Genomic DNA, 23,686 nt, shown 5'->3' on the forward strand with positions numbered 1-23,686 from the left:
GTTGAGCTAACCGATACTAATGAACCGTGAGGCTTAACCTTACAACGCCGAAGGTGTTTTGGCGAAGAGACAGACACGATTTTCAGCTTAGATTCAGAGTCCGAAGGATTTTGCGCTGAGACAAGGCGGCAAACGAAGGAAAGGAAGGAGCATACTGAGGTATGTGACTGACTTTACGAGAGCAGCCAACGCAGTATCAGTGCGAAAGACACAGGACAGAGCACAAGAATTTGCCTGGCGGCTGTAGCGCGGTGGTCCCACCTGACCCCATGCCGAACTCAGAAGTGAAACGCCGTAGCGCCGATGGTAGTGTGGGGTCTCCCCATGTGAGAGTAGGGAACTGCCAGGCATCAAACAAGTGAAGAGGCCATCCGGAAGGATGGCCTTTTTGCGTTGTACGTCGAAAAACGGCAGGCCGGGCAAGGCGAAGCCGCCACCCGGCAGATCTCAGACTGCACACCACGCCAAAATAAACGCTGCAATCCCCTCCACATTATTCAAATCCAGAACCGGTACTTCCAGCGACAACGCAACGTCACTGGCCACGGCAATCACATGCTCATCCAGCATTAGTTCGCTAACATCATGCCCGGCGCCGTTTCTGAACAGCAAGATCTTAGGCACGGCCTCATGCTTAAACCCCTCAACCAGCACCAGATCCAGCGTGGAGTGATCCATCCGGCTGACAAGATAAACGAGATCCAGCGGTGCTTCATCCGGTGTTTCTGTCATTAACGCCCAGCGCTGGTTACTCGCCACCATCGTTTGTGCAGCGCCAGCCTTACGCAGCTCATAGCTATCTTTCCCCGGCTTATCGACATCCATGTTATGGTGCGTATGCTTAATCAATCCGGGACGAATGCCTTTGGCGCAAAGTGCTGGTATTAGTTTTTTTAGCAGCGTAGTCTTCCCGGTGCCACTCCAGGCAGAGATCGCTAATACGGGTATCATTTCTTCTCCTGCATTATCTGCAAATCTTCCGTCGTGTTTACATTCACAAACGCCGATTTCATGTCGCTGAAATCAACGGAATGCCCTCCGGACTGACGCATAAATACCATGACGCGCCGCTCTCCTGCGGCCAGGTAATCTTCCAGCGCGGATATTAACGAGCGATTAATCAATGCGATCGTTGGATGGTCGCGTTCACCGTCGTGTACCCAGACGACGGGAGCACCACCGCGCCGCTGCACCAGACGTTCAACCAGGCAGGACGGGATGAAGGGCGTATCACAGGAACAAAAGAGAAACCACTCTCCATGCGACTGCTGCATAACGGAAAGCATTCCCGCCAGCGGACCGGGGTAGTCCACCAGGTTATCCTGATAAACCGGATACCCGCTGCGCTGATAAATATCAACATGTCGGTTAGCGCTGATCGCCATCGAGGACACCTGATCTGCAAGCGTATCAGCAACATGCTGCCATAATGGTGTGTTATTCAGGAGCTGAAGCCCCTTATCCTTTCCGCCCATACGCGTTGCCCTGCCCCCGGCCAGAACAACTCCGATGATTTCCTGGCATTGATTCACGAATATCGCCTCTTTTATTGTGGGATTGACCCTGCTAACGTGTCTCTCTAAATGAAAGGAGCACTACCATGAAATGTAAACGTCTTAATGAAGTCATTGAGCTTCTCCAGCCGGCCTGGCAAAAAGAGCCAGAGCTGAATCTGATGCAATTTTTACAGAAACTGGCGAAAGAGTCAGGTTTTGATGGCGAACTGGCAGACCTTTCTGACGACATCCTGATCTACCACCTGAAAATGCGTGACTCGGCTAAAGATGCTGTTATTCCTGGCATTCAGAAAGATTATGAAGAGGATTTTAAAACCGCATTACTGCGTGCCCGAGGCGTAATTAAAGAGTAAAAGCTTGTAAGCGGAGCCACCGAAATCGCCACAAGATGATATCCTGAATCATTCGTATAATTTCCGGATGATCGGATGAACGACCAGGCTTTTACTTTCCAGACACTACACCCGGATACCATTATGGATGCGCTGTTCGAACAGGGTATTCGGGTGGATTCCGGGTTAACCCCTTTAAACAGCTACGAAAACCGTGTCTACCAATTTCAGGACGAAGAGCGCCAGCGCTTTGTCGTAAAGTTTTACCGTCCACAGCGCTGGTCCGCAGAACAAATTAAGGAAGAGCATCAGTTTGCCCACGATCTGCTGGATGACGATGTTCCCGTTGCGGCACCCATTAAATTCAATAACCAAACGCTGCTGACCCATCAGGGCTTTTACTACGCGGTATTTCCGAGCCTGGGCGGAAGACAGTTTGAGGCAGATAATATCGATCAGATGGAATGGGTTGCCCGCTATCTGGGGCGCATTCATCAGACGGGACGTAAAAAACCGTTTGTTGCCCGTCCGACGATTGGTGTTCAGGAATATCTTATTGAGCCGCGACAGGTATTCGAAACATCGGCGCTGATCCCGAATGCGCTAAAGGATAATTTCCTCACGGCGACCGATAAGCTTATTGATGCTGTAAAAGCCTGCTGGCGGGATGATATTACTACTCTGCGCCTGCACGGTGACTGCCACGCCGGGAATATTCTCTGGCGCGATGGCCCACTATTTGTCGATCTTGATGACGCACGTATGGGACCCGCGGTGCAGGATCTGTGGATGCTGCTCAACGGTGATAAAGCCGAGCAGCGCATGCAGCTTGAGACCATAATTGAAGCTTATGAAGAATTTAGCCCCTTTAATTCAGACGAAATTGCCTTGATAGAACCTTTACGTGCGATGCGATTTGTTTATTATCTCGCGTGGTTAATCAGGCGTTGGGAAGACCCGGCTTTTCCCCGAAATTTCCCCTGGCTTACCGGGGAGGATTACTGGCGCAACCAGATATCCACATTTACCGAGCAGGTTAAGGTTCTACAGGAACCCCCTTTGCAATTAACGCCGATGTATTAATTGGACACACCCAGGAGAGAGTTAATCATGAAAAAAATTTGGCTGGCGCTGGCTGGTATGATTCTGGCATTTAGCGCAACTGCTGCGCAGTTTACCGACGGCAAGCAGTACATTACGCTGGACAAGCCTGTTGCTGGCGAGCCTCAGGTGTTGGAGTTCTTCTCCTTCTACTGCCCGCACTGCTACGAGTTTGAGCAGGTACTTCATGTTTCTGACAACGTGAAGAAAAAGCTGCCGGAAGGCACCAAAATGACGAAATACCACGTTGAGTTCCTTGGCCCACTCGGTAAAGATCTGACTCAGGCATGGGCGGTCGCGATTGCGCTGGGTGTGGAAGATAAGATCACCGCGCCTCTGTTTGAAGCCGTACAGAAAACCCAGACCGTACAAACTACGGCAGATATCCGTAAAGTGTTCGTGGATGCCGGTGTTAAAGGTGAAGACTACGACGCTGCCTGGAACAGTTTCGTGGTGAAATCTCTCGTGGCACAGCAGGAAAAAGCTGCCGCTGACTTCCAGTTGCAGGGCGTGCCGGCGATGTATGTTAACGGCAAATACCAGGTGAATATGCGTGGTATGGACACGACCAGCATGGATATCTTCGTACAACAGTACGCTGATACCGTGAAATACCTGGTTGAGAAAAAGTAACAAACATAAAGAAAAACGCCGGTCACTGACCGGCGTTTTTGTATGAAGATTTAATCTTAGCTATCTGCTCGTCTTTCTCTTTCCAGAGTGTATTAAGCCAAAGCTGGAAACGACGTTTGAAGTTTTTATCGTTGACATAATCCCCGTGCAGTTCAGTGTTGACGGGCATCAGATCAACGCGGACAACGATACGCGTCAGCCTGCCGCTGAGCATATCGTAGAACGGCGTCCTGTCATTTTCCGGATAGCAGAGCGTTACGTTCAACAATTTATCGAACTGCTCACCCAGCACGTTGAGCGCCATTGCGATGCCCGCAGCCTTTGGCGGCAACAGGTTCCGATAAGGAGAACGAGTCTGCTGGCGCTTCTCTTCGGTAAAGCGTGATCCTTCGACGAAGTTAACAATGGTGGTGGGATGCGCGCGAAACTTCTCGCAAGAACGGCGCGTGGTTTCCACGTCCTTACCGCGGCGTTCCGGATGACGAATTAAATAGCTGCGTGAATAGCGTTTCATAAACGGCATATCCAGCGCCCAGCAGGCCAGTCCAATGAAAGGCACCCAGGCCAGCTGCTGTTTCAGAAAGTATTTGTTCATCGGAATGTGTTTGCGAAACAGTACGCACAATACAACGATGTCGGCCCAGCTGTGGTGATTGCAGATCAGCAGATACCAGTTCTTTTTGTTCAGCTTCTCCAGCCCCTGAACATCCCACTTCAGCCAGGGGTTCAGATGCAGCAGGATCGCCAGCCCTTCACACCAGCAGTACATCATAAAATTACAAAAAGCAGACACCGCGCGCCATACCGGAGGGACAGGCAGCAGAAGTTTAATTATTCCGGCAACGATGATTGGCACAGAACAGGCGATGGTAACCAGAATAGTTAAAATGACGCTTAACCATAATGTTATCGCTGCGAGTATTCTCGACATAATGAATTTATTCAGATAGTTAGCTGTAATTGAGCAGCCGGCTATCCGGTGCTGGGCGCCGATCTTATCAGAAATTCGCTCAGACCAGGGCGGTTTCACACCAGGAGGCTGCGGCTTTTACTGCCAGGCAGCGAATTTTTGCATATAGACAGAGTGCTTAAGTCTTATATCCACATAGACTAAATAAACATCAGTGAAGCGCGATCTTAAGTGATCTTATAGCAACACTTTGATTTTATTAGATAAATAAGTTCTCAGTATCACTTTTATAAAGCTGTTATTCACCTGTATTAAAAATATGCACAAACTTATCCACAGTTTTGTTTTGCGAGCGATCTTCCCGATCGCAAAATCTTTTTCTGTATAAAGCGCTAAAACCTGATGTTTTCATCCTTCTGTGGCATCCTTTACCCATAAATTCATAAAAGGCACGGACATTATGGTTCAGATCCCAGAAAACCCACTTATACTCGTCGATGGCTCTTCTTACCTGTATCGGGCGTATCATGCGTTTCCTCCTCTGACCAACAGCGCAGGGGAACCTACCGGCGCAATGTACGGCGTGCTGAATATGCTTCGCAGCCTGATTCTGCAATACCACCCAACCCATGCGGCCGTGGTGTTTGATGCGAAGGGTAAAACCTTCCGCGATGAATTATTTGAGCATTACAAATCTCACCGTCCCCCTATGCCTGACGATCTGCGTGCGCAAATTGAACCGTTGCACGCTATGGTGAAAGCGATGGGGCTGCCACTGCTGGCGGTCTCAGGCGTTGAAGCTGATGACGTAATTGGTACCCTGGCGCGCGAAGCGGAAAAAGCAGGCCGCCCGGTTCTGATCAGTACCGGTGATAAAGACATGGCGCAGCTGGTAACGCGCGGGATCACGCTGATCAACACCATGACAAACACCATTCTTGGCCCGGAAGAAGTGGTCGCCAAATATGGCGTGCCGCCAGAGCTCATTATTGATTTCCTCGCCCTGATGGGCGATTCCTCGGATAACATTCCTGGCGTACCGGGCGTAGGCGAAAAAACAGCTCAGGCGCTGCTGCAAGGGCTGGGCGGGCTGGATACGCTATATGCAGAACCCGACAAAATTGCCGGTCTTACCTTCCGTGGCGCAAAAACCATGGCCGGAAAGCTCGCCGATAACAAAGAGGTGGCTTATCTCTCCTATCAGTTGGCCACCATCAAAACTGACGTAGAGCTGGAGCTTACCTGCGAGCAGCTGGAAGTGCAGGAACCCGCCGCCGACGAACTGCTTGGCCTGTTCAGAAAATACGAATTTAAACGCTGGACCGCGGATGTTGAAGCCGGGAAATGGCTTCAGGCGAAAGGGGCTAAACCTGCGGCGAAGCCGAAAGAGACCATCGTTGTCAATGCCGAAGAGCAGGCAGAAGAAGAGGCGGCAGCGCTCTCCTTCGACAACTATGAAACCATCCTTGAAGAGTCACGGCTCATCGCCTGGATTGAAAAGCTGAAAAAAGCGCCAGTATTTGCTTTCGATACCGAAACGGACAGCCTTGATAACATTACGGCTAATATGGTGGGCCTGTCATTCGCAACGGAGCCGGGTATTGCAGCCTATGTTCCGGTGGCTCACGACTATCTGGATGCGCCGGAGCAAATCTCCCGCGAGCGCGCCTTAGAACTGCTGAAGCCGATTCTGGAAGACGAGAAAGTGCTGAAGGTTGGGCAAAACCTGAAGTACGACCGCGGTATTCTGCAAAACTACGGCATTGAGCTGCGTGGTATCGCTTTTGACACCATGCTGGAATCTTACATTCTGGACAGCGTGGCGGGCCGCCATGATATGGATTCCTTATCCGATCGTTGGCTGAAACACAAAACCATCACCTTTGAAGAAATTGCCGGTAAGGGCAAAAATCAGCTGACCTTTAACCAGATCGCGCTGGAAGAAGCAGGCCGCTACGCCGCGGAAGACGCTGACGTCACGCTACAGCTGCATCTCAAAATGTGGCCGAAATTGCAGAAGCACGAAGGGCCGCTGAATGTGTTCCAGAACATTGAGATGCCGCTGGTGCCTGTGCTGTCCCGCATTGAGCGCAATGGCGTTAAAATCGACCCAACGGTGCTGCATAACCACTCTGGTGAGCTGGCGCAGCGCCTGACCGAGCTTGAACAGAAAGCGCATGAGCTTGCTGGCGAGGCATTTAACCTGTCTTCACCGAAACAGCTGCAAACCATCCTGTTTGAAAAACAGGGTATCAAGCCGCTGAAGAAAACCCCGGGTGGCGCCCCTTCAACGTCTGAAGAGGTGCTGGAAGAGCTGGCGCTGGACTATCCGCTGCCAAAAGTTATTCTGCAATACCGTGGTCTGGCTAAGCTGAAATCGACCTATACCGACAAACTGCCGTTGATGATCAACCCGAAAACGGGCCGCGTGCACACCTCCTATCACCAGGCTGTGGCGGCGACCGGGCGACTTTCGTCAACCGATCCTAACCTTCAGAACATTCCGGTGCGTAATGAAGAGGGCCGCCGTATTCGCCAGGCTTTCATTGCGCCAGAGGATTATCTGATTGTCTCCGCGGACTACTCGCAAATCGAACTGCGTATTATGGCGCACCTGTCACGCGACAAAGGCCTGCTGACGGCCTTTGCCGAAGGGAAGGACATCCACCGGGCAACCGCTGCCGAAGTGTTTGGGCTGCCGCTGGAGAGCGTGACAAACGAGCAGCGTCGTAGTGCAAAAGCGATCAACTTCGGTCTGATTTACGGCATGAGTGCCTTTGGTCTTTCACGCCAGCTCAATATCCCGCGTAAAGAGTCGCAGAAGTATATGGATCTCTACTTCGAGCGGTATCCGGGCGTGCTGGAATATATGGAACGTACCCGCGCGCAGGCGAAAGAGAAAGGCTACGTTGAAACGCTGGATGGCCGTCGTCTCTACCTTCCGGACATCAAATCCAGCAACGCCGCGCGCCGGGCTGGTGCTGAACGTGCTGCGATCAACGCCCCTATGCAGGGCACTGCGGCGGACATCATTAAACGCGCAATGATTGCCGTCGATGCCTGGCTCGAAAAAGAGAAACCGCGCGTGAAAATGATCATGCAGGTACACGATGAACTGGTCTTTGAAGTTCATAAAGACGATCTGGAGACGGTCTCTCAGAAGATCCATGAACTGATGGAAAACAGCATGAAGCTGGACGTACCATTGCTGGTGGAAGTGGGTAGCGGCGAAAACTGGGATCAGGCTCACTAAGGGTTATCGGAATAACGCGCGTTTTATGTAAGTAAGCAACATAAGTACGCGCGTTTTGTGACGATCATTAGAATTCCCTATGTAAAGAATGAAAAAAAACTACAAAAAGTGCTTTGTCCAGCGATAAAAAAAGAGTAGAGTTAACGACGTAGGGTACAGAGGTAAGATGTTCTATCTTTCAGACCTTTTACTTCACGTAATCGGATTTGGCTGAATATTTTAGCCGCCCCAGTCAGTAATGACTGGGGCGTTTTTTATTGCGGCAAAGAAAGTTTCAGGCGAAAAAAAGCGCGGTCATCGCCGCGCCTGTTGTTACTCTGCTTCCGCTTCAGTCGCCGGTTCCAGATCGTTAAACCAGCTGTCGAGTTTCTGTCGCAGTTTATCCACGCCCTGCTTTTTCAGCGAGGAGAACGGTTCAACCTGTACATCGCCGTTGAATGCCAGCACCGCTTCACGAACCTTGTTCACCTGCGCCTTGCGCGCGCCGCTCGCCAGCTTATCTGCTTTTGTCAGCAGCACCAGCACCGCAATATCGCTTGCCACCGCCCAGTCAATCATCTGCTGGTCGAGATCTTTTAGCGGATGACGAATATCCATTAGCACCACCAGACCTTTCAGACACATGCGTTTTTCCAGGTATTCGCCCAGCGCACGCTGCCATTTGATCTTCATCTCTTCCGGTACCTGCGCGTAACCGTAGCCCGGTAAATCGACCAGGCGTTTGCCTTCAGCCACTTCAAACAGGTTAATCAGCTGAGTACGGCCAGGTGTTTTCGAGGTACGCGCCAGGTTTTTCTGATTGGTGAGCGTATTCAGGGCACTGGATTTTCCCGCATTGGAGCGGCCAGCAAATGCCACTTCAATCCCTGTGTCTGAGGGCAGGTGGCGAATATCGGGCGCACTGGTGACAAAATGCGTCTGTTGGTAGTTCCAGGTAGTCACGTGGTCGTCTCCAAAAATCGTAATCTGCGGGGATTATACCTGAATGCGGGCAAAAGGCTTTTCCCTTCGTCATTGACATGTAAGTGAAAGCCCTACGGAATGTAAGAGATCTGCCCTTAAGCGTATGAGAAATTTAAGAGAAATCGCAGGCGCTAAAAAACTCAAAATATTAAAATTCAAAGAGTTATTAATGAGTAATTATCTGAAAATCCGGTTTTGTACCTTTTCATAGCTTGTTAGTTTAAGGGAACAAGGTAAAGTGTGTGCCAGGGCGAGGATGCCAACAGGATAACGACTTAAGGATAAGGGTCAGGAGCGCCAGGAGGCGAAGACTCAGGATTGTCAGGACGACCGGCGCCTGGAGGCGTTTTTAACAGGAAACGGAACCGTATCACGGACGGTAGTAGCCAAGGGATAAACAGGGTTTGTTGCAGGCAAACAGGGAATGTCTGACCCGTTAAGGGTTGTGAGTCAGGAAAAAAGGCGACAGATTGCTCTGTCGCCTTTTTTCTTTGCTTGCTTTCTGCTAGATTTCGCCGCAATTCTATACTGAAGAAAACGACTTAAAGATAAAACATCATGAAAAAACCGACCTCCGCTGCGGGCGTGAAACGCCCTGCAAAAGCACGCCGCAAAACGCGCGAAGAACTGAATCAGGAAGCGCGCGATCGCAAACGCGATAAAAAACATCGTGGCCATGCTGCGGGTAGCCGTGCTAACGGTGGCGGTGCCGCAGGCGCTTCTGCAAAAGGCAAGCAGCAGAAAGATCCTCGTATCGGCAGTAAAACTCCCATTCCACTGGGCGTGACAGACACGCCGGTCACTAAGCAGCACAAACCAAAGAGCGAGAAACCTATGCTTTCACCGCAGGCTGAGCTGGATATGCTGGAGAACGATGAGCGCCTGGATGCGCTGCTGGAACGTCTTGAAGAGGGTGAAACCCTGACCGCTGAAGAGCAGTCCTGGGTGGACGCCAAACTGGACCGCATTGATGAACTGATGCAGAAGCTGGGTCTGTCCTACGATGATGAAGAAGACGAAGAGGAAGACGAAAAGCAGGAAGATATGATGCGTCTGCTGAAAGGTGGAAACTAACATTTGCACCCGGCAGGTACACTCGTCCTGCTTATAACCCTTCCGGTTATATGTTATCTGGTGTGGTTATTCGTTAAACTACGGCGGTTGTCGCGGCGACAGAAGTGGCTGCGCACCCGAATGATGTCCCGCAACGGGACCAGAAGGGGCCGCCGTATACGAACGCGACACCAACGGAAGGAGTGAGCATGTCTGTACCATCTATCGACTGGGATTTGGCCCTGATCCAGAAATATAACTATTCCGGGCCGCGTTATACCTCATACCCCACCGCGCTGGAGTTTTCTGACGCTTTCGGCGAGGCGGATTTTCAGCAAGCTGTGGCGCGCTATCCCGAGCGCCCGCTGTCGCTCTACGTCCATATTCCGTTCTGCCATAAGCTCTGCTACTTCTGCGGCTGCAATAAAATCGTTACCCGCCAGCAGCACAAAGCCGATCAATACCTCGATGCGCTCGAACAGGAAATTCTGCACCGCGCACCGCTGTTTAAAGGGCGTCACGTCAGCCAGCTTCACTGGGGCGGTGGTACGCCAACTTATCTGAATAAAGCGCAGATCAGCCGCCTGATGGCGCTGCTGCGCGGCAATTTTAGTTTTAACGACGACGCCGAAATTTCGATCGAGGTCGATCCGCGTGAAATCGAGCTGGATGTGCTGGATCATTTACGCGCCGAAGGTTTCAACCGCCTGAGTATGGGCGTACAGGACTTCAACAAAGAAGTACAGCGCCTGGTAAACCGCGAGCAGGACGAAGCGTTTATCTTTGCCTTACTCAACCATGCGCGTGAAATCGGCTTTACCTCAACGAATATAGACCTGATTTACGGCCTGCCGAAGCAGACGCCGGAGAGCTTCGCCTACACGCTTAAACGCGTGGCTGAGCTTAACCCGGACCGTCTGAGCGTCTTTAACTATGCGCACCTGCCGACGCTGTTCGCCGCTCAGCGCAAAATCAAAGATGCGGATCTGCCTTCCGCCCAGCAGAAGCTGGACATTTTGCAGGAGACCATCGCCTCGCTGACCGAAACCGGCTATCAGTTTATCGGAATGGATCACTTTGCCCGCCCTGACGATGAACTGGCGATTGCCCAACGCGAAGGTGTTCTCCACCGTAACTTCCAGGGCTACACCACCCAGGGCGATACCGATCTGCTCGGAATGGGCGTCTCCGCCATCAGCATGATTGGCGACTGCTACGCCCAGAATCAGAAAGAGCTGAAGCTGTACTATCAGCAGATAGACGAAACCGGCAACGCGCTGTGGCGCGGCATCGCGCTAACCCGCGACGACTGCATCCGTCGTGATGTGATTAAGGCGCTTATCTGCAACTTCCGTCTCGAATTTCGCGAGGTGGAGTCGCAATGGGATCTGCAATTCAGCGATTACTTTGCCGAAGACCTGAAGCTTCTGGCGCCGCTGGCGAAAGACGGGCTGGTGGATGTGTCGGAGAGTGCGGTTGTCGTCACGCCGAAAGGACGTCTGTTGATTCGTAATATCTGCATGTGCTTCGATGCCTATCTGCGTCAGAAGGCGCGTTTACAGCAGTTCTCGCGGGTGATTTGAGCTGTAATGCCGGGTGGCGGCTTTGCCTTACCCGGCCTACTTAAGTGCGAGATGTAGGCCGGGTAAGCGAAGCGCCACCCGGCTTTTCATCGACAGCTCGTTAGCTAAACAGCCCAACCAGTGCCGCACACAATACCGCCGCAACGGCAGTTTGTGGCGTGTGGCTTTCTGCTGCTCCGCTCGAAAGCAAAGTCACTAATGATTCCAGCATGATGCTCCCCCCTGTTTCCGGGCACGATCATACAAAACTCATCGGAACAGTAAAGCGCAAAATAACGGCACTTTGCGCTCAATTAGTAACCTTTACACAGCGGAGTAAGATCACTCCATTCCCAGCTCTTTCAGCTTGCGCGTCAGGGTGTTTCGACCCCATCCCAACAGGCGAGCCGCTTCCTGTTTGTGGCCCTGGGTATGACGAAGCGCGGTAGTCAACAGCGTGCGCTCCATCTCAGGCTGCGCTTCGGAGAGCAGATTTTGATGACCGGAACGCAGCGCGCGATCTGCCCACTGCGCCAGCAGCGTCGCCCAGCTGTCCGGCAGCGCATGTCCGGCGGTGCTTTCGGGCACGGTGGCTTCAAACAGCTCGGCGGGGAGATCCTGAATCAACACTTCCTGTCCGGCGGCCATTACGGTCAGCCAGCGACAGGTGTTTTCCAGCTGACGCACGTTGCCCGGCCACGCCAGACGGGTGAGGGCGGCATCCGTTTCCGGATGAAGCTGCTTGGCTTCCACGCCCAGCTCGCGGGCCGCCACTTGCAGGAAATGGCGCGCCAGACGCGGGATATCTTCCCGACGCTCGCGCAGCGGCGGGAGGTGGACGCGGATCACGTTCAGACGATGGAATAAATCCTCACGGAATTTCCCCTCCTGCACGCGCAGCTCCAGGTTCTGGTGCGTCGCGGCAATAATACGCACGTCCACCTTCACCGGCGCATAGCCGCCCACGCGGTAAAACTGGCCATCTGCCAGCACGCGCAGCAGTCGGGTCTGAACATCCAGCGGCATATCGCCGATTTCATCCAGGAATAGCGTTCCGCCGTCAGCCTGTTCAAAGCGTCCCTGACGAATGGTATTTGCCCCGGTAAACGCCCCTTTTTCGTGGCCGAACAGCTCAGATTCAATCAAATCTTTGGGGATCGCCGCCATGTTCAGGGCGATGAAAGGCGCTTTCGCCCGCGGGCTGTGGCGATGCAGGGCGTGCGCAACCAGCTCTTTACCGGTCCCTGATTCACCGTTAATCAAGACGCTGATAGACGAGCGCGACAGACGCCCGATGATGCGAAACACGTCCTGCATGGCCGGCGCTTCACCGATGATGTCCGTCGTAGGCCCGAAATCCGGCGCGTGGCGGGGCTGCTGTTGCTCCTGATAGTGGCTGATGGCGCGTTCGACCAGGGCAACGGCTTCGTCGATATCAAACGGTTTTGGCAGGTAATCAAACGCCCCCTGCTGGTAGGCGCTAACGGCGGCATCCAGGTCGGAGTGGGCGGTCATTATGATGACCGGAAGCATGGGGTGGCGCTGTTTGATCTGCTTTAAGAGCGCCAGTCCGTCCATGCCCGGCATGCGAATATCCGAGAGCAGAACGTCCGGCGTTTTGGTGGTGAGTGCGTCGAGCACTTCGCTGCCGCTCTCAAATGTCGTGCAGCTTAATCCCGCTCCTGTGAGCGCGCGTTCAAGCACCCAACGGATGGAGCTATCGTCATCGACTACCCAGACTATCCCTCGTTGCATAAACGTCACCTTTATTTTTTAATCGGCAGGAAAACCGAAAACTCGGTATGTCCCGGCCAACTGGTAAATTCAATTTTGCCGGAGTGTTGGTCAATCAAATTACGGGCTATGGATAACCCCAGCCCGGTGCCGCCTTCGCGACCGCTGACCATCGGGTAGAACAGGGTGTCCTGGAGATGCGGCGGGATCCCCGGCCCGTTATCTTCCACATCAATACGTGCCGCCAGACGATAACGCACGCCGTGCAGCGTCAGCTGGAATGCGGTGCGGGTACGCAGAATAATTTCGCCACCCTCCGGGCCCAGCGCCTGCAACGCGTTACGCACAATGTTCAACAGCACCTGTTCAATCTGGTCCGGATCGTGCGCCAGCTCCGGCAGGCTTGGGTCGTAATCACGCACCAGCGTGACGTTATCCGGCAGCTCCATAGAGACGAGTTTCACCACCCGCTCCGCGACCTTGTGAATGCTTTCTGAAACATGCATCCCCGGCTGCTGCGGCCCGAGCAGGCGATCGACCAGATTACGCAGACGGTCCGCCTGCTCGATAATGACGTTGGTATACTCCGCCAGGGCAGGGTCAGGCAGCGCTTTGGTCAAAAGCTGTGCCGCACCGCGTAAGCCGCCCAGCGGGTTTTTAATTTCATGAGCCAGCCCGCGTACCAGGTCGCGCGCCGCAATCTGCTGAGCATGCTGTAGCTGCTCCTGGCTGAGACGACGCTGGTTATCCATCGGCGCCATTTCCAGCAGAATCATGCCATCTGGCAGGCGCTGTGCGGTGAGGGACAAAATATGCGAGCGTCCGTCAATCACCAGCGTCACTTCGTTATCGGTGAAGCCCTGACCCGCCTGCAAACTCTCCTGCATCAGACCAATATTCAGCGAGAAATAGCTCAGCAGTTCAGGCAGCGGCGTGCCAAACAGTTTACGGGCGCTTTGAGCGAGCAGCTGCTGCGCCGCCGGGTTGGCGTAATGCACCGCCAGCTCGTCGTCGACCAGCAAGATACTGTTAATCAAAGAATTGAGGATCTGCCCAGCATCGGGCAGCGTGCCAGTTGCCATTCAGCAGTCTCCTGGAATCGTTGCACTATTTTAGTGCAGTATAGCGTTTTAGAGGTAAAAAGCGCGTGAGATCAGGTTGTTGGTGGAGAAAAAAGCCCATCCGAAGATGGGCTAAAGTTTCCACGGCAACTACTCCCGACGCGTATGCGCCGGGTAAAACAAATCAATTAAACGCTGTAGTACAGTTCGAACTCAACCGGGTGCGGAGTCATACGTACGCGGTCGTTCTCTTCAGTACGCAGCGCGATGTAAGCGTCGATTGCTTCATCGGTGAACACGCCGCCAGCGGTCAGGAACTCACGGTCTGCGTCCAGCGCTTGCAGGGCTTCTTCCAGCGAGCCGGCGACCTGTGGGATCTCTTTCGCTTCTTCTGGCGGCAGGTCGTACAGGTTTTTGTCCATGGCTTCGCCCGGGTGGATCTTGTTCTTGATACCGTCCAGACCGGCCATCAGCAGTGCTGCGAAGCACAGGTATGGGTTAGCCGCCGGGTCCGGGAAGCGCACTTCGATACGACGCGCTTTCGGAGACGCCACCACCGGGATACGGATAGAAGCAGAACGGTTACGGGCAGAGTACGCCAGCATCACCGGTGCTTCGTAGCCTGGGACCAGACGCTTGTAGGAGTTGGTGGTCGGGTTCGCCAGGGCGTTGATCGCTTTAGCGTGTTTGATAACACCGCCGATGTAGTGCAGCGCCTGCTCAGACAGACCCGCGTATTTGTCGCCAGAGAACAGGTTGGTGCCGTTCTTGGACAGGGACATGTGGCAGTGCATGCCGGAACCGTTGTCGCCGAACATGGGTTTTGGCATGAAGGTCGCGGTTTTACCGAAACGATGCGCAACGTTGTGCACAACGTATTTGTAGATCTGAATCTCATCCGCTTTTTTGGTCATGGTGTTGAAACGGGTTGCGATTTCGTTCTGGCCAGCCGTTGCCACTTCGTGGTGGTGCGCTTCAACAACCAGGCCCATCTCTTCCATGATCAGACACATGGTAGAACGGATGTCCTGTGAAGAATCGACCGGAGGAACCGGGAAGTAACCGCCTTTCACGCCCGGACGGTGACCTTTGTTACCACCTTCGTATTTGGTGGAAGAGTTCCATGCGCCTTCGATGTCATCGATAGCGACGTGGGAACCAGAAATGGAAGCACCAAAACGGATGTCATCGAACAGGAAGAACTCTGGCTCTGGCCCGAACAGAACGGTGTCTGCGATACCGGTAGAACGCAGGTACTCTTCAGCGCGTTTTGCGATAGAGCGTGGGTCACGGTCATAGCCTTGCAGCGTGCCAGGTTCCAGGATATCGCAGCGGATGATCAGCGTAGGTTCTTCGTAGAACGGGTCAATGAGCGCAGTGGTTGCGTCTGGCATCAGAACCATGTCGGATTCGTTAATGCCTTTCCAGCCGCCAATGGAGGAGCCGTCAAACATTTTGCCTTCTTCAAAGAATTCGGCGTTCACCTGATGAGCAGGGATCGTGACGTGCTGTTCTTTACCTTTGGTATCGGTGAAGCGCAGATCAACAAACTTCACTTCATGTTCGTTCAGCATCGTCAAAACGTGTTCAGCGGACATACTTAACTCTCCAGATTGGTCATTGTCGTCGTGGTAACGAGGTCTTCAAATCGGCTGGGCTGCCATATTTTTACTGTATTTCTGTTAAGCGAAATCTGTGCCAACTTTTAAATCACCCCAAAAAGGCGTTATCATGCGCACCATAGTGCAGAAGGGCTGCACCACATTGGATTTGTTGCACCATTATAGTGCTTCTGTGTGAACATCGAGCACCATATTGGTGCAATTTACGTTAAAGTGCCCTTTTACCGCTCCGTGAAAGCGATCACAAAGCATCTCTGCAATACTTGTTTGCGGGGGATGTTTGTGATCCTGTTTTGTAGTGCGATTAATCCGTGTACAATAACGCGCTATTTCTAAATGCCTGAGGCAAAGTTGTGATCGAAAAATTGCGTAATATCGCCATCATCGCGCACGTCGACCATGGTAAAACTACCCTGGTTGATAAGCTGCTACAGCAGTCCGGTACGTTTGATGCTCGTGCCGAAACTCAAGAGCGTGTGATGGACTCCAACGATTTGGAGAAAGAGCGTGGGATTACCATCCTCGCCAAAAACACCGCTATCAAATGGAATGACTACCGTATCAACATCGTTGATACCCCAGGGCACGCCGACTTCGGTGGTGAAGTTGAGCGCGTGATGTCCATGGTGGATTCCGTGCTGCTGGTGGTTGACGCATTTGATGGCCCTATGCCGCAAACGCGCTTCGTGACCAAAAAAGCATTTGCCCACGGCCTGAAACCTATCGTTGTGATCAACAAGGTTGACCGTCCTGGCGCGCGTCCTGACTGGGTTGTTGACCAGGTCTTCGACCTGTTCGTTAACCTCGACGCGACCGACGAACAGCTGGACTTCCCTATCGTTTATGCGTCTGCGCTGAACGGTATCGCCGGTCTGGATCACGAAGACATGGCGGAAGACATGACTCCGCTGTACCAGACGATTGTTGACCGCGTTCCTGCGCCAAACGTTGACCTGGAAGGCACCCTGCAAATGCAGATCTCCCAGCTCGACTACAACAACTATGTTGGCGTAATCGGCATTGGTCGTATCAAGCGCGGTAAAGTGAAGCCTAACCAGCAGGTCACTATCATCGATAGCGAAGGCAAAACCCGTAACGGTAAAGTCGGTAAAGTTCTGACTCACCTGGGCCTTGAGCGTATCGAGAGCGACATCGCTGAAGCGGGCGACATCATCGCCATCACCGGTCTGGGTGAACTGAACATCTCCGACACCATCTGCGATCCGCAGAACGTCGAAGCGCTGCCAGCCCTGTCCGTTGATGAACCAACCGTATCCATGTTCTTCAACGTCAACACCTCTCCGTTCTGTGGTAAAGAAGGTAAGTTTGTTACCTCTCGTCAGATCCTTGACCGCCTGAACAAAGAGCTGGTGCACAACGTTGCGCTGCGCGTTGAAGAAACCGAAGACGCTGATGCATTCCGCGTTTCGGGTCGTGGTGAGCTGCACCTGTCTGTTCTGATTGAGAACATGCGTCGTGAAGGTTTCGAGATGGCGGTTTCCCGTCCGAAAGTTATCTTCCGCGAAATCGATGGCCGTAAACAAGAGCCATTCGAAAACGTAACGCTGGACGTTGAAGAGCAGCACCAGGGTTCTGTGATGCAGGCACTGGGTGAGCGTAAAGGCGACCTGAAAAACATGAATCCAGATGGCAAAGGCCGCGTACGTCTCGACTACGTGATCCCAAGCCGTGGCCTGATCGGCTTCCGTTCTGAGTTCATGACCATGACTTCCGGTACTGGTCTGCTGTACTCCACCTTCAGCCACTACGACGACGTTCGTCCGGGCGAAGTGGGCCAGCGTAACAACGGCGTGCTGATCTCCAACGGTCAGGGTAAAGCGGTTGCGTTTGCGCTGTTCGGTTTGCAGGATCGCGGTAAGCTGTTCCTGGGCCACGGTGCTGAAGTTTACGAAGGCCAGATCATCGGTATTCACAGCCGTTCTAACGACCTGACGGTAAACTGCTTGACCGGTAAGAAACTGACCAACATGCGTGCGTCCGGTACTGACGAAGCAACGGTTCTGGTTCCACCGATCAAGATGACGCTGGAGCAGGCTCTGGAATTCATCGATGATGACGAACTGGTCGAAGTGACGCCTCAGTCAATTCGTATCCGTAAACGTCACCTGACCGAGAACGATCGTAAACGTGCAATGCGCGGTGCGAAAGAAGAGTAATTCGGTTATGCCGTAGGCCGGGTAAGCGCATGCGCCACCCGGCAACAAAAAAGCCGCTGAGCGATCAGCGGCTTTTTTTATTAGAACGAATACCGCAACCCTAAACGGATCCGGTACTGCTCGCGGTTGTAATCATTCCATCGGTCCAGCCACTGTAGCTCAAGATACGGCAGCCAGTTTCTGTCGATCTTATAGCTGAATTTATTGGTAATTTCCCAGTGATGGTCTTTGCCATTTTTGCTGTGGTAATCATTCACCCGCTGGAAAAAGTGCGGCTCAAAGGTGTAGAAAAACGCATCCGTCACTTTGAAATTCCAGTAGTTGGCAAATTCATGTGTGTCGTTCTTATCCATCTGCCCGTTATAGTCCGGCGTATCGTAATTGTTATGGTTATAGCGATAGCGGAACGTCAGATTAAACCAGTCCGTAAATTTATAGTTAGTATCTAAATAAACCGCGCCACCTGATCCTGCGCTGCTGTCATTAATCAAGCCGCCGGGCTGGAAGGTCAGTTTGTCGGTCGGTTTGAAGAGTGGATACCACCCCTCAATTTCGTTATAGCTGTGCTTCAGTTCGTCCCATTTCCCCACGTTATAAGCGTTGGTGAACATCAGTCCCGCGCCCATATCGAAGTTATAGCCCGCACGCAGGATCACTTCGTGCAGCTCAGAGGCGGTGTTGTAGGCTTCGCGCGTTTCGACATAGGCCCCGGCAAAAACCGGGCAGGACACAGACGACACGATCAGTACAGTGATGATTCTTTTCATAATTTGTCCAAGTATCAGGTACAGAAAGGCCTCCCTCCTGATAAACAGGAAGGACATACTGGCCGGATTTATTGTTATAAAGTGACTGCTGACGCTTTATTGTTGGTGGTTATCTCAGGGGTATTTGCTGTCTGTTTTTTCCGTTTTCCAATCTCCTCGATAATAAAGGCGAAGCGCGCTTCGTTGAGTTTATAAAACAGCCCCATGGTCACGGCGGCAACGATCGCCAGGCCGCACGGCCAGAGGAAAATAAGCTGGCGCAACCCAAGCAGCGTGCCTGCGCTCTGTACGGCATGGGGAACATAGCCAATCTGGGTCAGCATGATACCGGGCAGAAAACCGGCCAGCGCCGCGGAGATTTTGCGCGAGAAGGTATAGCCGGTATACACCGACCCTTCGGCGCGGATCCCGGTTTTCCACTCGCCGTAATCAACCGTATCCGGCACCAGCGCCCAGTTCAGGCTGTTCACAAACGCGGTGCCGAAAAAGGCCATGCAGGAAAAGAGCACGAACAGCAGGGAACTGGTCCCCCAGACGAAGTTCAGCACGTCGCCCACCGCCCACAGCGTCAGCCCGCCCAGATAGACCGGCTTCTTGCCAAAGCGCTTCACCGCGCCAGGCACCAGAAACACGCCAATCAGAATGCAGCCCATGCTGAAAAAGCCCATCCACGACAGGAGATGCAGATCGTTCAGCACGTACTGGGTGTAATAGACCTGAATCGCCAGCTTGATGTTAAACGCGGCGAGGGTACACAGGTTAGCGATGCACAGCACCAGCAGCGGCGGATTGCGGAAAATCGCGCAGAACGATTTCAGAATGCCGGGTTTATGGTGATCGGGCGTAAGCTCGACGTAGCGCTCTTTCACCCCGCTGTAGCACCACCACATGCAGAACAGTCCCCCGGTGACGAACATCAGCGCGGCCACCAGATAGCCGAGTGAGGGCTGGCTGACGAACAGCGCCTGAATCGGCATAAAGCCGACAGTGCAGAGCAACAGTCCTACCGTTGCGCCGCCCTGACGCCACGCCGCAAGCTGCGCGCGCTCGTTCGGGTTTTTGGTGATGGCCGGAACCATTGCACCGTAGGCACAGTTCATCAGGCTGTAGCAGAGCCCAAACATCATGAAGAGCACGGTGGCGAGAGCCGTTTTCACCGTCAGGCTAAAGTCGTTGGCCATAAACTGCGCCGTGGCCACCAGCGCCACCGGCACGGAGGCGTAGAGAATGAATGGCCGGAATTTCCCCCGCGCGCCGATATTACGCCGGGAGTCCAGCAGCACCCCGGTCAGCATGTCGGTAAACGCGGTAAAGAACTTGGCGACCAGAAAAATGATGCCGCCGTAGAACGCGGGCATGCCCAGCTCGTCCGTGTAAAACTTCAGCAGATACAGCGTGCCAATACACAGCATCAGGTTCGAGCCAAAATCACCCATCCCGTAGGCGCACTTCTCTCGCAGGCTCAATTTCAGGGTTAACGGATCAGTATTATGTGTCATGGTCGATCCTCAAAGCGCCCCGCAGGGCGCTCAATCACGTCATTTATGCCGTACGTTTGCGCAGCTCAATTTCTTCCACGATGCGCACATACATCTTCTCGTTAAGGTTGTAGAAGCAGCCCATCGCCACGATGGTGATGACTGCCAGCAGACTCGGATAGATAAATATCAGCTGCCGTAGCCCTTCAACCGTGCCGGCGGATTGCACCACGTTGGGCACATAGCCGATCTGCGTGAGCATGATCCCCGGGAAGAAGCCCGCCAGCGCCTGCGATACCTTACGGAAGAAGGTAAAGCCGGTGTAGACCGTCCCCTCGGAGCGTACGCCGGTGCGCCACTCGCCGTATTCCACGGTATCGGACACCAGCGCCCAGTTCAGGCTGTTCACGAACGCGGAGCCGAAGAACGCCAGGCAGGAGAACGCCACGAAGCTCACCGAGCCGCCGCCGAAGAAGTAGTTAAGCAGATCGCCCGCCACCCAAATCATCAGCCCGCTGATGTAGACCTTTTTCTTACCGAAGCGCCGCACCGCGCCGGGCATCATAAAGACGCCGATAAAAATACAGCCCATGCTGAAGAAGCCCATGTACGACAGCAGGATCGGGTCGTTCAGTACGTACTGCGTGTAGTAGACCTGAATGGCGAGCTTAACGTTAAAGGCGCCCAGCGTGCACAGGTTAGCGATGCACAGGATAAACAGCGGACGGTTCCCGGCGATGGCGCGAAACGACTGCAACAGCCCCGGTTTCTGCGCCGGGTTAGCAGGCTGCGTCTCGACGTAACGCTCGGTTACGCCTTTATAGCACCACCACATAAAGAACAACCCGAACAGCGAGAAGAGGGTGGCGGCAAAGATGTAGCCAAGCTGGTCGTTGCCCTCAATCAGGTTCATCACCGGGACAAAGCCCACCGTACAGAGCAGCAGACCCAGCGTGGCGCCGCCCTGGCGCCAGGCGGCCAGCGAAGCACGCTCGTCCGGGTTTTTGGTAATGGCGGGCACCATCGCGCCGTAGGAGCAGTTCATCATGCTGAAGAACAGGCCGTACAGCATGAACAGCACCGTCGCCATCACCGTTTTACCGGTAATTTCAAACGGTGTGCCGACGAAGTTAGCTATCGCCAGCAACGTTACCGGGAAGGCTGCATACAGCACGAACGGGCGGAATTTCCCTTTCGGGCCGATCTTGCGCCGGGAATCGAGCATGATCCCGGTGCCCATGTCGGTGAAGGCGGTAAAAAACTTCGCAATCAGGAAGATAATCCCGCCGTAGGTGCCAGGCAGCCCCAGGACGTCGGTGTAGAACTTCAGCAGATACAGCGTGCCGATATCAAGCAGGATGTTAGAGCCGAGATCGCCCATCCCGTAGGCGAGTTTTTCTTTAAACGGCAGGCGCAGGGTTGCCGGATCAGAAGTATGTTGACTCATTATTGTTCTCCGTCTGCCCGCAGGTTTCCCCGCGGGCGAGCCTTATCAGATATGACGTAAGGTGCTAAACAGATCTGCCCATTCGCTGTGCTGGCGATAGAAGACCGGCGGTTTGCCGAGCGGGGCATCAACGGTGATGTCACCGCCCTGGCAGGTTTCCCCGGTCCACGCATTGACCCAGGTGTCCTGCGGCAGATAGAGCGACCAGTCGCGGCGTCCCTCTTCATGAACCGGCGCCACCAGCAGATCGCGGCCAAACAGGTACTGGTATTTCAGCGTGTAGGCGCGCACGTCGTCCTCGTAGTGCAGGAACAGCGGGCGCATCACCGGTAGGCCGCTCTTCGCGTTCTGCGCTACCGCAGCTTTGATGTACGGCTTCAGAGTGGTGAAGACGGTGGTCATGCGCGCGAAGTGGGCGATGGTGTCCGCGTCGCCGTCGAACTGCCAGTTGTCGCCAGGGCGGTTGCCCTCGTGGGTACGCATCATCGGCGTAAAGGCGCTGAAGTCGCACCAGCGCAGCAGCAGCTCTTTGCTGCGCTTCATCTCGAAGAGGGTCGTATAGCCGCCAATGTCGCTGTGGTGCAGCCCGTGCCCGGTCATCGCCAGCGACAGCGCCGCCGGTACGACGGACGCCAGACCATCGTCCAGGCTCCAGTCGACGTTCTGATCCCCCGCCCACATCATCACCGAGTGCTTCTGGCTGCCGGTGTAGCCCGCGCGCATGAAGAACAGGATCTCCCCGAGCTTGCCGGTCTCCTCCAGCGCTTCGTAGTTACATTTCGCCCACAGGGCAGGCCAGGCGTTATGCATGATCTCCGCGCTCACGCCGTTGTGCAGGAAGGTATCGGTCGGCAGATATTCCCCGAAATCGGCCATCCAGCCGCCGCAGCCCAGTTCGATCAGGTTCTTTTTGATCACCTCTTTGTACCAGCTGTAGGCTTCCGGGTTAGTCAGGTCGATAACGCCCGCGTAGAACTCGCCGAACTCAACGTGGTAATCCTTGCCGTCGGCATCTTTGGTCAGATAGCCGCGCTTCGACGCCTCTTCGCAGAGATCTTTATCGCTGGCGACGTACGGGTTGATATAGGAGAGGAACTGCACGCCTTCCTCTTTCCACTGCGCAATCCGCTCATCAAGCTGCGGATAGAGCGTGCTGTTCCACTTCCAGTTCCACATTACGCGTTTGCCAAAGGAGGTCATCCGGATGCCGGACCAGTCCTGCGCCCAGATGCCGTTTACCTTCACGCCGCCCTCGCGCATGGCGTCGAGCTTCTGCTGACACACCTCGGTGCCGCCCTGAATACCCAGCGTCACGCCGTCGTAAACCCAGTCCGGCAGTTCAGGCTGACGCCCCAGCAGGCCGGTCAGTTTTTCCAGCAGATCGACGTAGGTTTCTGCGCATTCGAAGCGCAGCGTGGCGTTATCTTCCCAGAATGCCAGCTCGTGGAAGTCCGGCGCGCTGAAGTCGAAGTTCATATAACAGCTGTTATCCATGTGGCAGTAGTACTTCTGGGTGCTCACGAAGGTAGGCTGTGGGAAGAAGGTCCAGTAGTAATCGCCGCCCGCGTTCTCTTTGCAGTCGGCCTGCCAGGTGACGTAGGTCTGCTTGTTGCGGCCCACGCCCTGCTCGCTGGTCCACAGCGGGAACGGCTTGCCGCGCAGATCGAAATACGAGAACTGCTCGCCGCAGCCGTAGATATGATCGTCAGGCTGAGCCGCCAGCCGCAGCCAGATGCGGTTATGGCTGGCGGCGTCATTTTTCAGCTTCAGCTCCAGACGGCCCTCACCATCCACGCCCACCAGCAGCGTCGCGCTCACCGCGTCGCCGCGGGTAAAGCGGATTGCCCAGCCCGCGCTTTGCTGCGTGACGGTCGCGTTCGTCAGGGCAATCTTTTCGTTAAGCTTGTCTTTGATGCTGAAATTGCCGCGAAACATCTCGATATCCGCTTCGCCTGCACCGATCCACAGGCAGGGGGCATCCGCAGAGTGGGATAAAATCAGACGGTCCTGCCAGCGCAGGGTGAAACCACTTTCGTTATTTTTCAGGTCAATATTGTGTAGGGTACGCATAAAAAC

19 protein-coding genes and 1 rRNA gene are annotated in these 23,686 nt (G+C 54.0%); 8 read left to right on the top strand and 12 right to left on the bottom strand.

Translation table 11 applies throughout. The features are described 5' to 3' along the window. Positions 1 to 233: 233 nt before the first annotated feature. A 5S ribosomal RNA gene (gene rrf, locus ACOTYH_RS19255) occupies positions 234 to 349 on the top strand. Positions 350 to 447: 98 nt separating this feature from the next. On the opposite strand, the gene mobB is transcribed toward rrf, so the two are convergent. Together mobB and mobA are read right to left on the bottom strand one after the other, a co-directional pair. Further along, entirely contained in the window at positions 448 to 951 is a 504-nt protein-coding gene (gene mobB / locus ACOTYH_RS19260; protein ID WP_048246651.1) for a molybdopterin-guanine dinucleotide biosynthesis protein MobB, read from the bottom strand. Beyond that, a complete protein-coding gene (mobA, locus tag ACOTYH_RS19265; RefSeq protein ID WP_017694040.1) occupies positions 948 to 1,532 on the bottom strand; it encodes a molybdenum cofactor guanylyltransferase MobA in 585 nt (194 codons plus the stop codon). Before mobA ends, mobB begins: the two co-directional genes overlap by 4 nt. A 68-nt stretch (positions 1,533 to 1,600) precedes the next feature. Between mobA and ACOTYH_RS19270 the strand changes: the two genes are divergently transcribed. The 3 genes from ACOTYH_RS19270 (at position 1,601) to dsbA (ending at position 3,583) form a co-directional block, all read left to right on the top strand. Then, positions 1,601 to 1,870: a YihD family protein gene (locus ACOTYH_RS19270; protein ID WP_003861904.1), complete on the top strand. Its 270-nt coding sequence runs from the start codon at positions 1,601 to 1,603 to the stop codon at positions 1,868 to 1,870. Between the two features lie 75 nt (positions 1,871 to 1,945). Continuing rightward, positions 1,946 to 2,932 (top strand): serine/threonine protein kinase, encoded by a 987-nt coding sequence (locus tag ACOTYH_RS19275; protein WP_058689023.1) that lies wholly within the window; start codon positions 1,946 to 1,948, stop codon positions 2,930 to 2,932. 27 nt (positions 2,933 to 2,959) lie between these two features. Next, positions 2,960 to 3,583: a thiol:disulfide interchange protein DsbA gene (dsbA, locus tag ACOTYH_RS19280; RefSeq protein WP_015569896.1), complete on the top strand. Its 624-nt coding sequence runs from the start codon at positions 2,960 to 2,962 to the stop codon at positions 3,581 to 3,583. Between the two features lie 22 nt (positions 3,584 to 3,605). Here the strand turns inward: dsbA and ACOTYH_RS19285 are convergent, their stop codons facing one another. Further along, entirely contained in the window at positions 3,606 to 4,514 is a 909-nt protein-coding gene (locus ACOTYH_RS19285) for an acyltransferase (RefSeq protein ID WP_049012784.1), read from the bottom strand. A 439-nt stretch (positions 4,515 to 4,953) separates the two neighbouring features. On the opposite strand from ACOTYH_RS19285, the gene polA reads away from it, so the two are divergent. Continuing rightward, on the top strand, positions 4,954 to 7,746 hold the full coding sequence (gene polA, locus ACOTYH_RS19290; RefSeq protein ID WP_058700980.1) for a DNA polymerase I: 2,793 nt from the start codon (positions 4,954 to 4,956) through the stop codon (positions 7,744 to 7,746). A 312-nt stretch (positions 7,747 to 8,058) separates the two neighbouring features. Here the strand turns inward: polA and yihA are convergent, their stop codons facing one another. Beyond that, positions 8,059 to 8,688 (bottom strand): ribosome biogenesis GTP-binding protein YihA/YsxC, encoded by a 630-nt coding sequence (yihA, locus tag ACOTYH_RS19295; RefSeq protein WP_003861913.1) that lies wholly within the window; start codon positions 8,686 to 8,688, stop codon positions 8,059 to 8,061. A 579-nt stretch (positions 8,689 to 9,267) separates the two neighbouring features. Between yihA and yihI the strand changes: the two genes are divergently transcribed. Together yihI and hemN are read left to right on the top strand one after the other, a co-directional pair. After that, on the top strand, positions 9,268 to 9,783 hold the full coding sequence (yihI, locus tag ACOTYH_RS19300) for a Der GTPase-activating protein YihI (RefSeq protein WP_015569898.1): 516 nt from the start codon (positions 9,268 to 9,270) through the stop codon (positions 9,781 to 9,783). 188 nt (positions 9,784 to 9,971) lie between these two features. Further along, positions 9,972 to 11,345, top strand: a complete 1,374-nt coding sequence (gene hemN, locus ACOTYH_RS19305; protein ID WP_015569899.1) for an oxygen-independent coproporphyrinogen III oxidase — start codon at positions 9,972 to 9,974, stop codon at positions 11,343 to 11,345. A 100-nt stretch (positions 11,346 to 11,445) separates the two neighbouring features. Here the strand turns inward: hemN and ACOTYH_RS19310 are convergent, their stop codons facing one another. The 4 genes from ACOTYH_RS19310 to glnA form a co-directional block, all read right to left on the bottom strand. After that, positions 11,446 to 11,556 carry a YshB family small membrane protein gene (locus ACOTYH_RS19310; protein WP_017382667.1) on the bottom strand — a complete coding sequence of 37 codons (111 nt, stop codon included), beginning with the start codon at positions 11,554 to 11,556 and terminating at the stop codon, positions 11,446 to 11,448. A 110-nt stretch (positions 11,557 to 11,666) separates the two neighbouring features. Then, positions 11,667 to 13,079: a nitrogen regulation protein NR(I) gene (gene glnG, locus ACOTYH_RS19315; protein WP_003861919.1), complete on the bottom strand. Its 1,413-nt coding sequence runs from the start codon at positions 13,077 to 13,079 to the stop codon at positions 11,667 to 11,669. Between the two features lie 11 nt (positions 13,080 to 13,090). Then, complete coding sequence (gene glnL, locus ACOTYH_RS19320) at positions 13,091 to 14,140, bottom strand: nitrogen regulation protein NR(II) (RefSeq protein WP_003861923.1); 1,050 nt, start codon at positions 14,138 to 14,140, stop codon at positions 13,091 to 13,093. A 167-nt stretch (positions 14,141 to 14,307) separates the two neighbouring features. Then, the gene (gene glnA, locus ACOTYH_RS19325) at positions 14,308 to 15,717 is read right to left on the bottom strand and encodes a glutamate--ammonia ligase (protein WP_003861925.1); all 1,410 of its coding nucleotides are present in this window, start codon (positions 15,715 to 15,717) and stop codon (positions 14,308 to 14,310) included. A gap of 377 nt (positions 15,718 to 16,094) precedes the next feature. On the opposite strand from glnA, the gene typA reads away from it, so the two are divergent. Next, the gene (gene typA / locus ACOTYH_RS19330; RefSeq protein WP_006808726.1) at positions 16,095 to 17,918 is read left to right on the top strand and encodes a ribosome-dependent GTPase TypA; all 1,824 of its coding nucleotides are present in this window, start codon (positions 16,095 to 16,097) and stop codon (positions 17,916 to 17,918) included. Positions 17,919 to 17,998: 80 nt separating this feature from the next. Here the strand turns inward: typA and ompL are convergent, their stop codons facing one another. The 4 genes from ompL to ACOTYH_RS19350 form a co-directional block, all read right to left on the bottom strand. After that, positions 17,999 to 18,685: a porin OmpL gene (ompL, locus tag ACOTYH_RS19335; protein WP_003861929.1), complete on the bottom strand. Its 687-nt coding sequence runs from the start codon at positions 18,683 to 18,685 to the stop codon at positions 17,999 to 18,001. A 74-nt stretch (positions 18,686 to 18,759) separates the two neighbouring features. After that, positions 18,760 to 20,184 (bottom strand): MFS transporter, encoded by a 1,425-nt coding sequence (locus tag ACOTYH_RS19340; protein ID WP_149121138.1) that lies wholly within the window; start codon positions 20,182 to 20,184, stop codon positions 18,760 to 18,762. Positions 20,185 to 20,227: 43 nt separating this feature from the next. Beyond that, positions 20,228 to 21,610, bottom strand: a complete 1,383-nt coding sequence (locus ACOTYH_RS19345; protein ID WP_003861932.1) for an MFS transporter — start codon at positions 21,608 to 21,610, stop codon at positions 20,228 to 20,230. A gap of 45 nt (positions 21,611 to 21,655) precedes the next feature. Beyond that, on the bottom strand, positions 21,656 to 23,680 hold the full coding sequence (locus ACOTYH_RS19350) for an alpha-glucosidase (protein WP_193361327.1): 2,025 nt from the start codon (positions 23,678 to 23,680) through the stop codon (positions 21,656 to 21,658). Positions 23,681 to 23,686 lie beyond the last annotated feature (6 nt).

Source organism: Enterobacter cloacae complex sp. SHL001 (genome assembly GCF_049236825.1).
Taxonomy (GTDB): domain Bacteria; phylum Pseudomonadota; class Gammaproteobacteria; order Enterobacterales; family Enterobacteriaceae; genus Enterobacter; species Enterobacter hormaechei_C.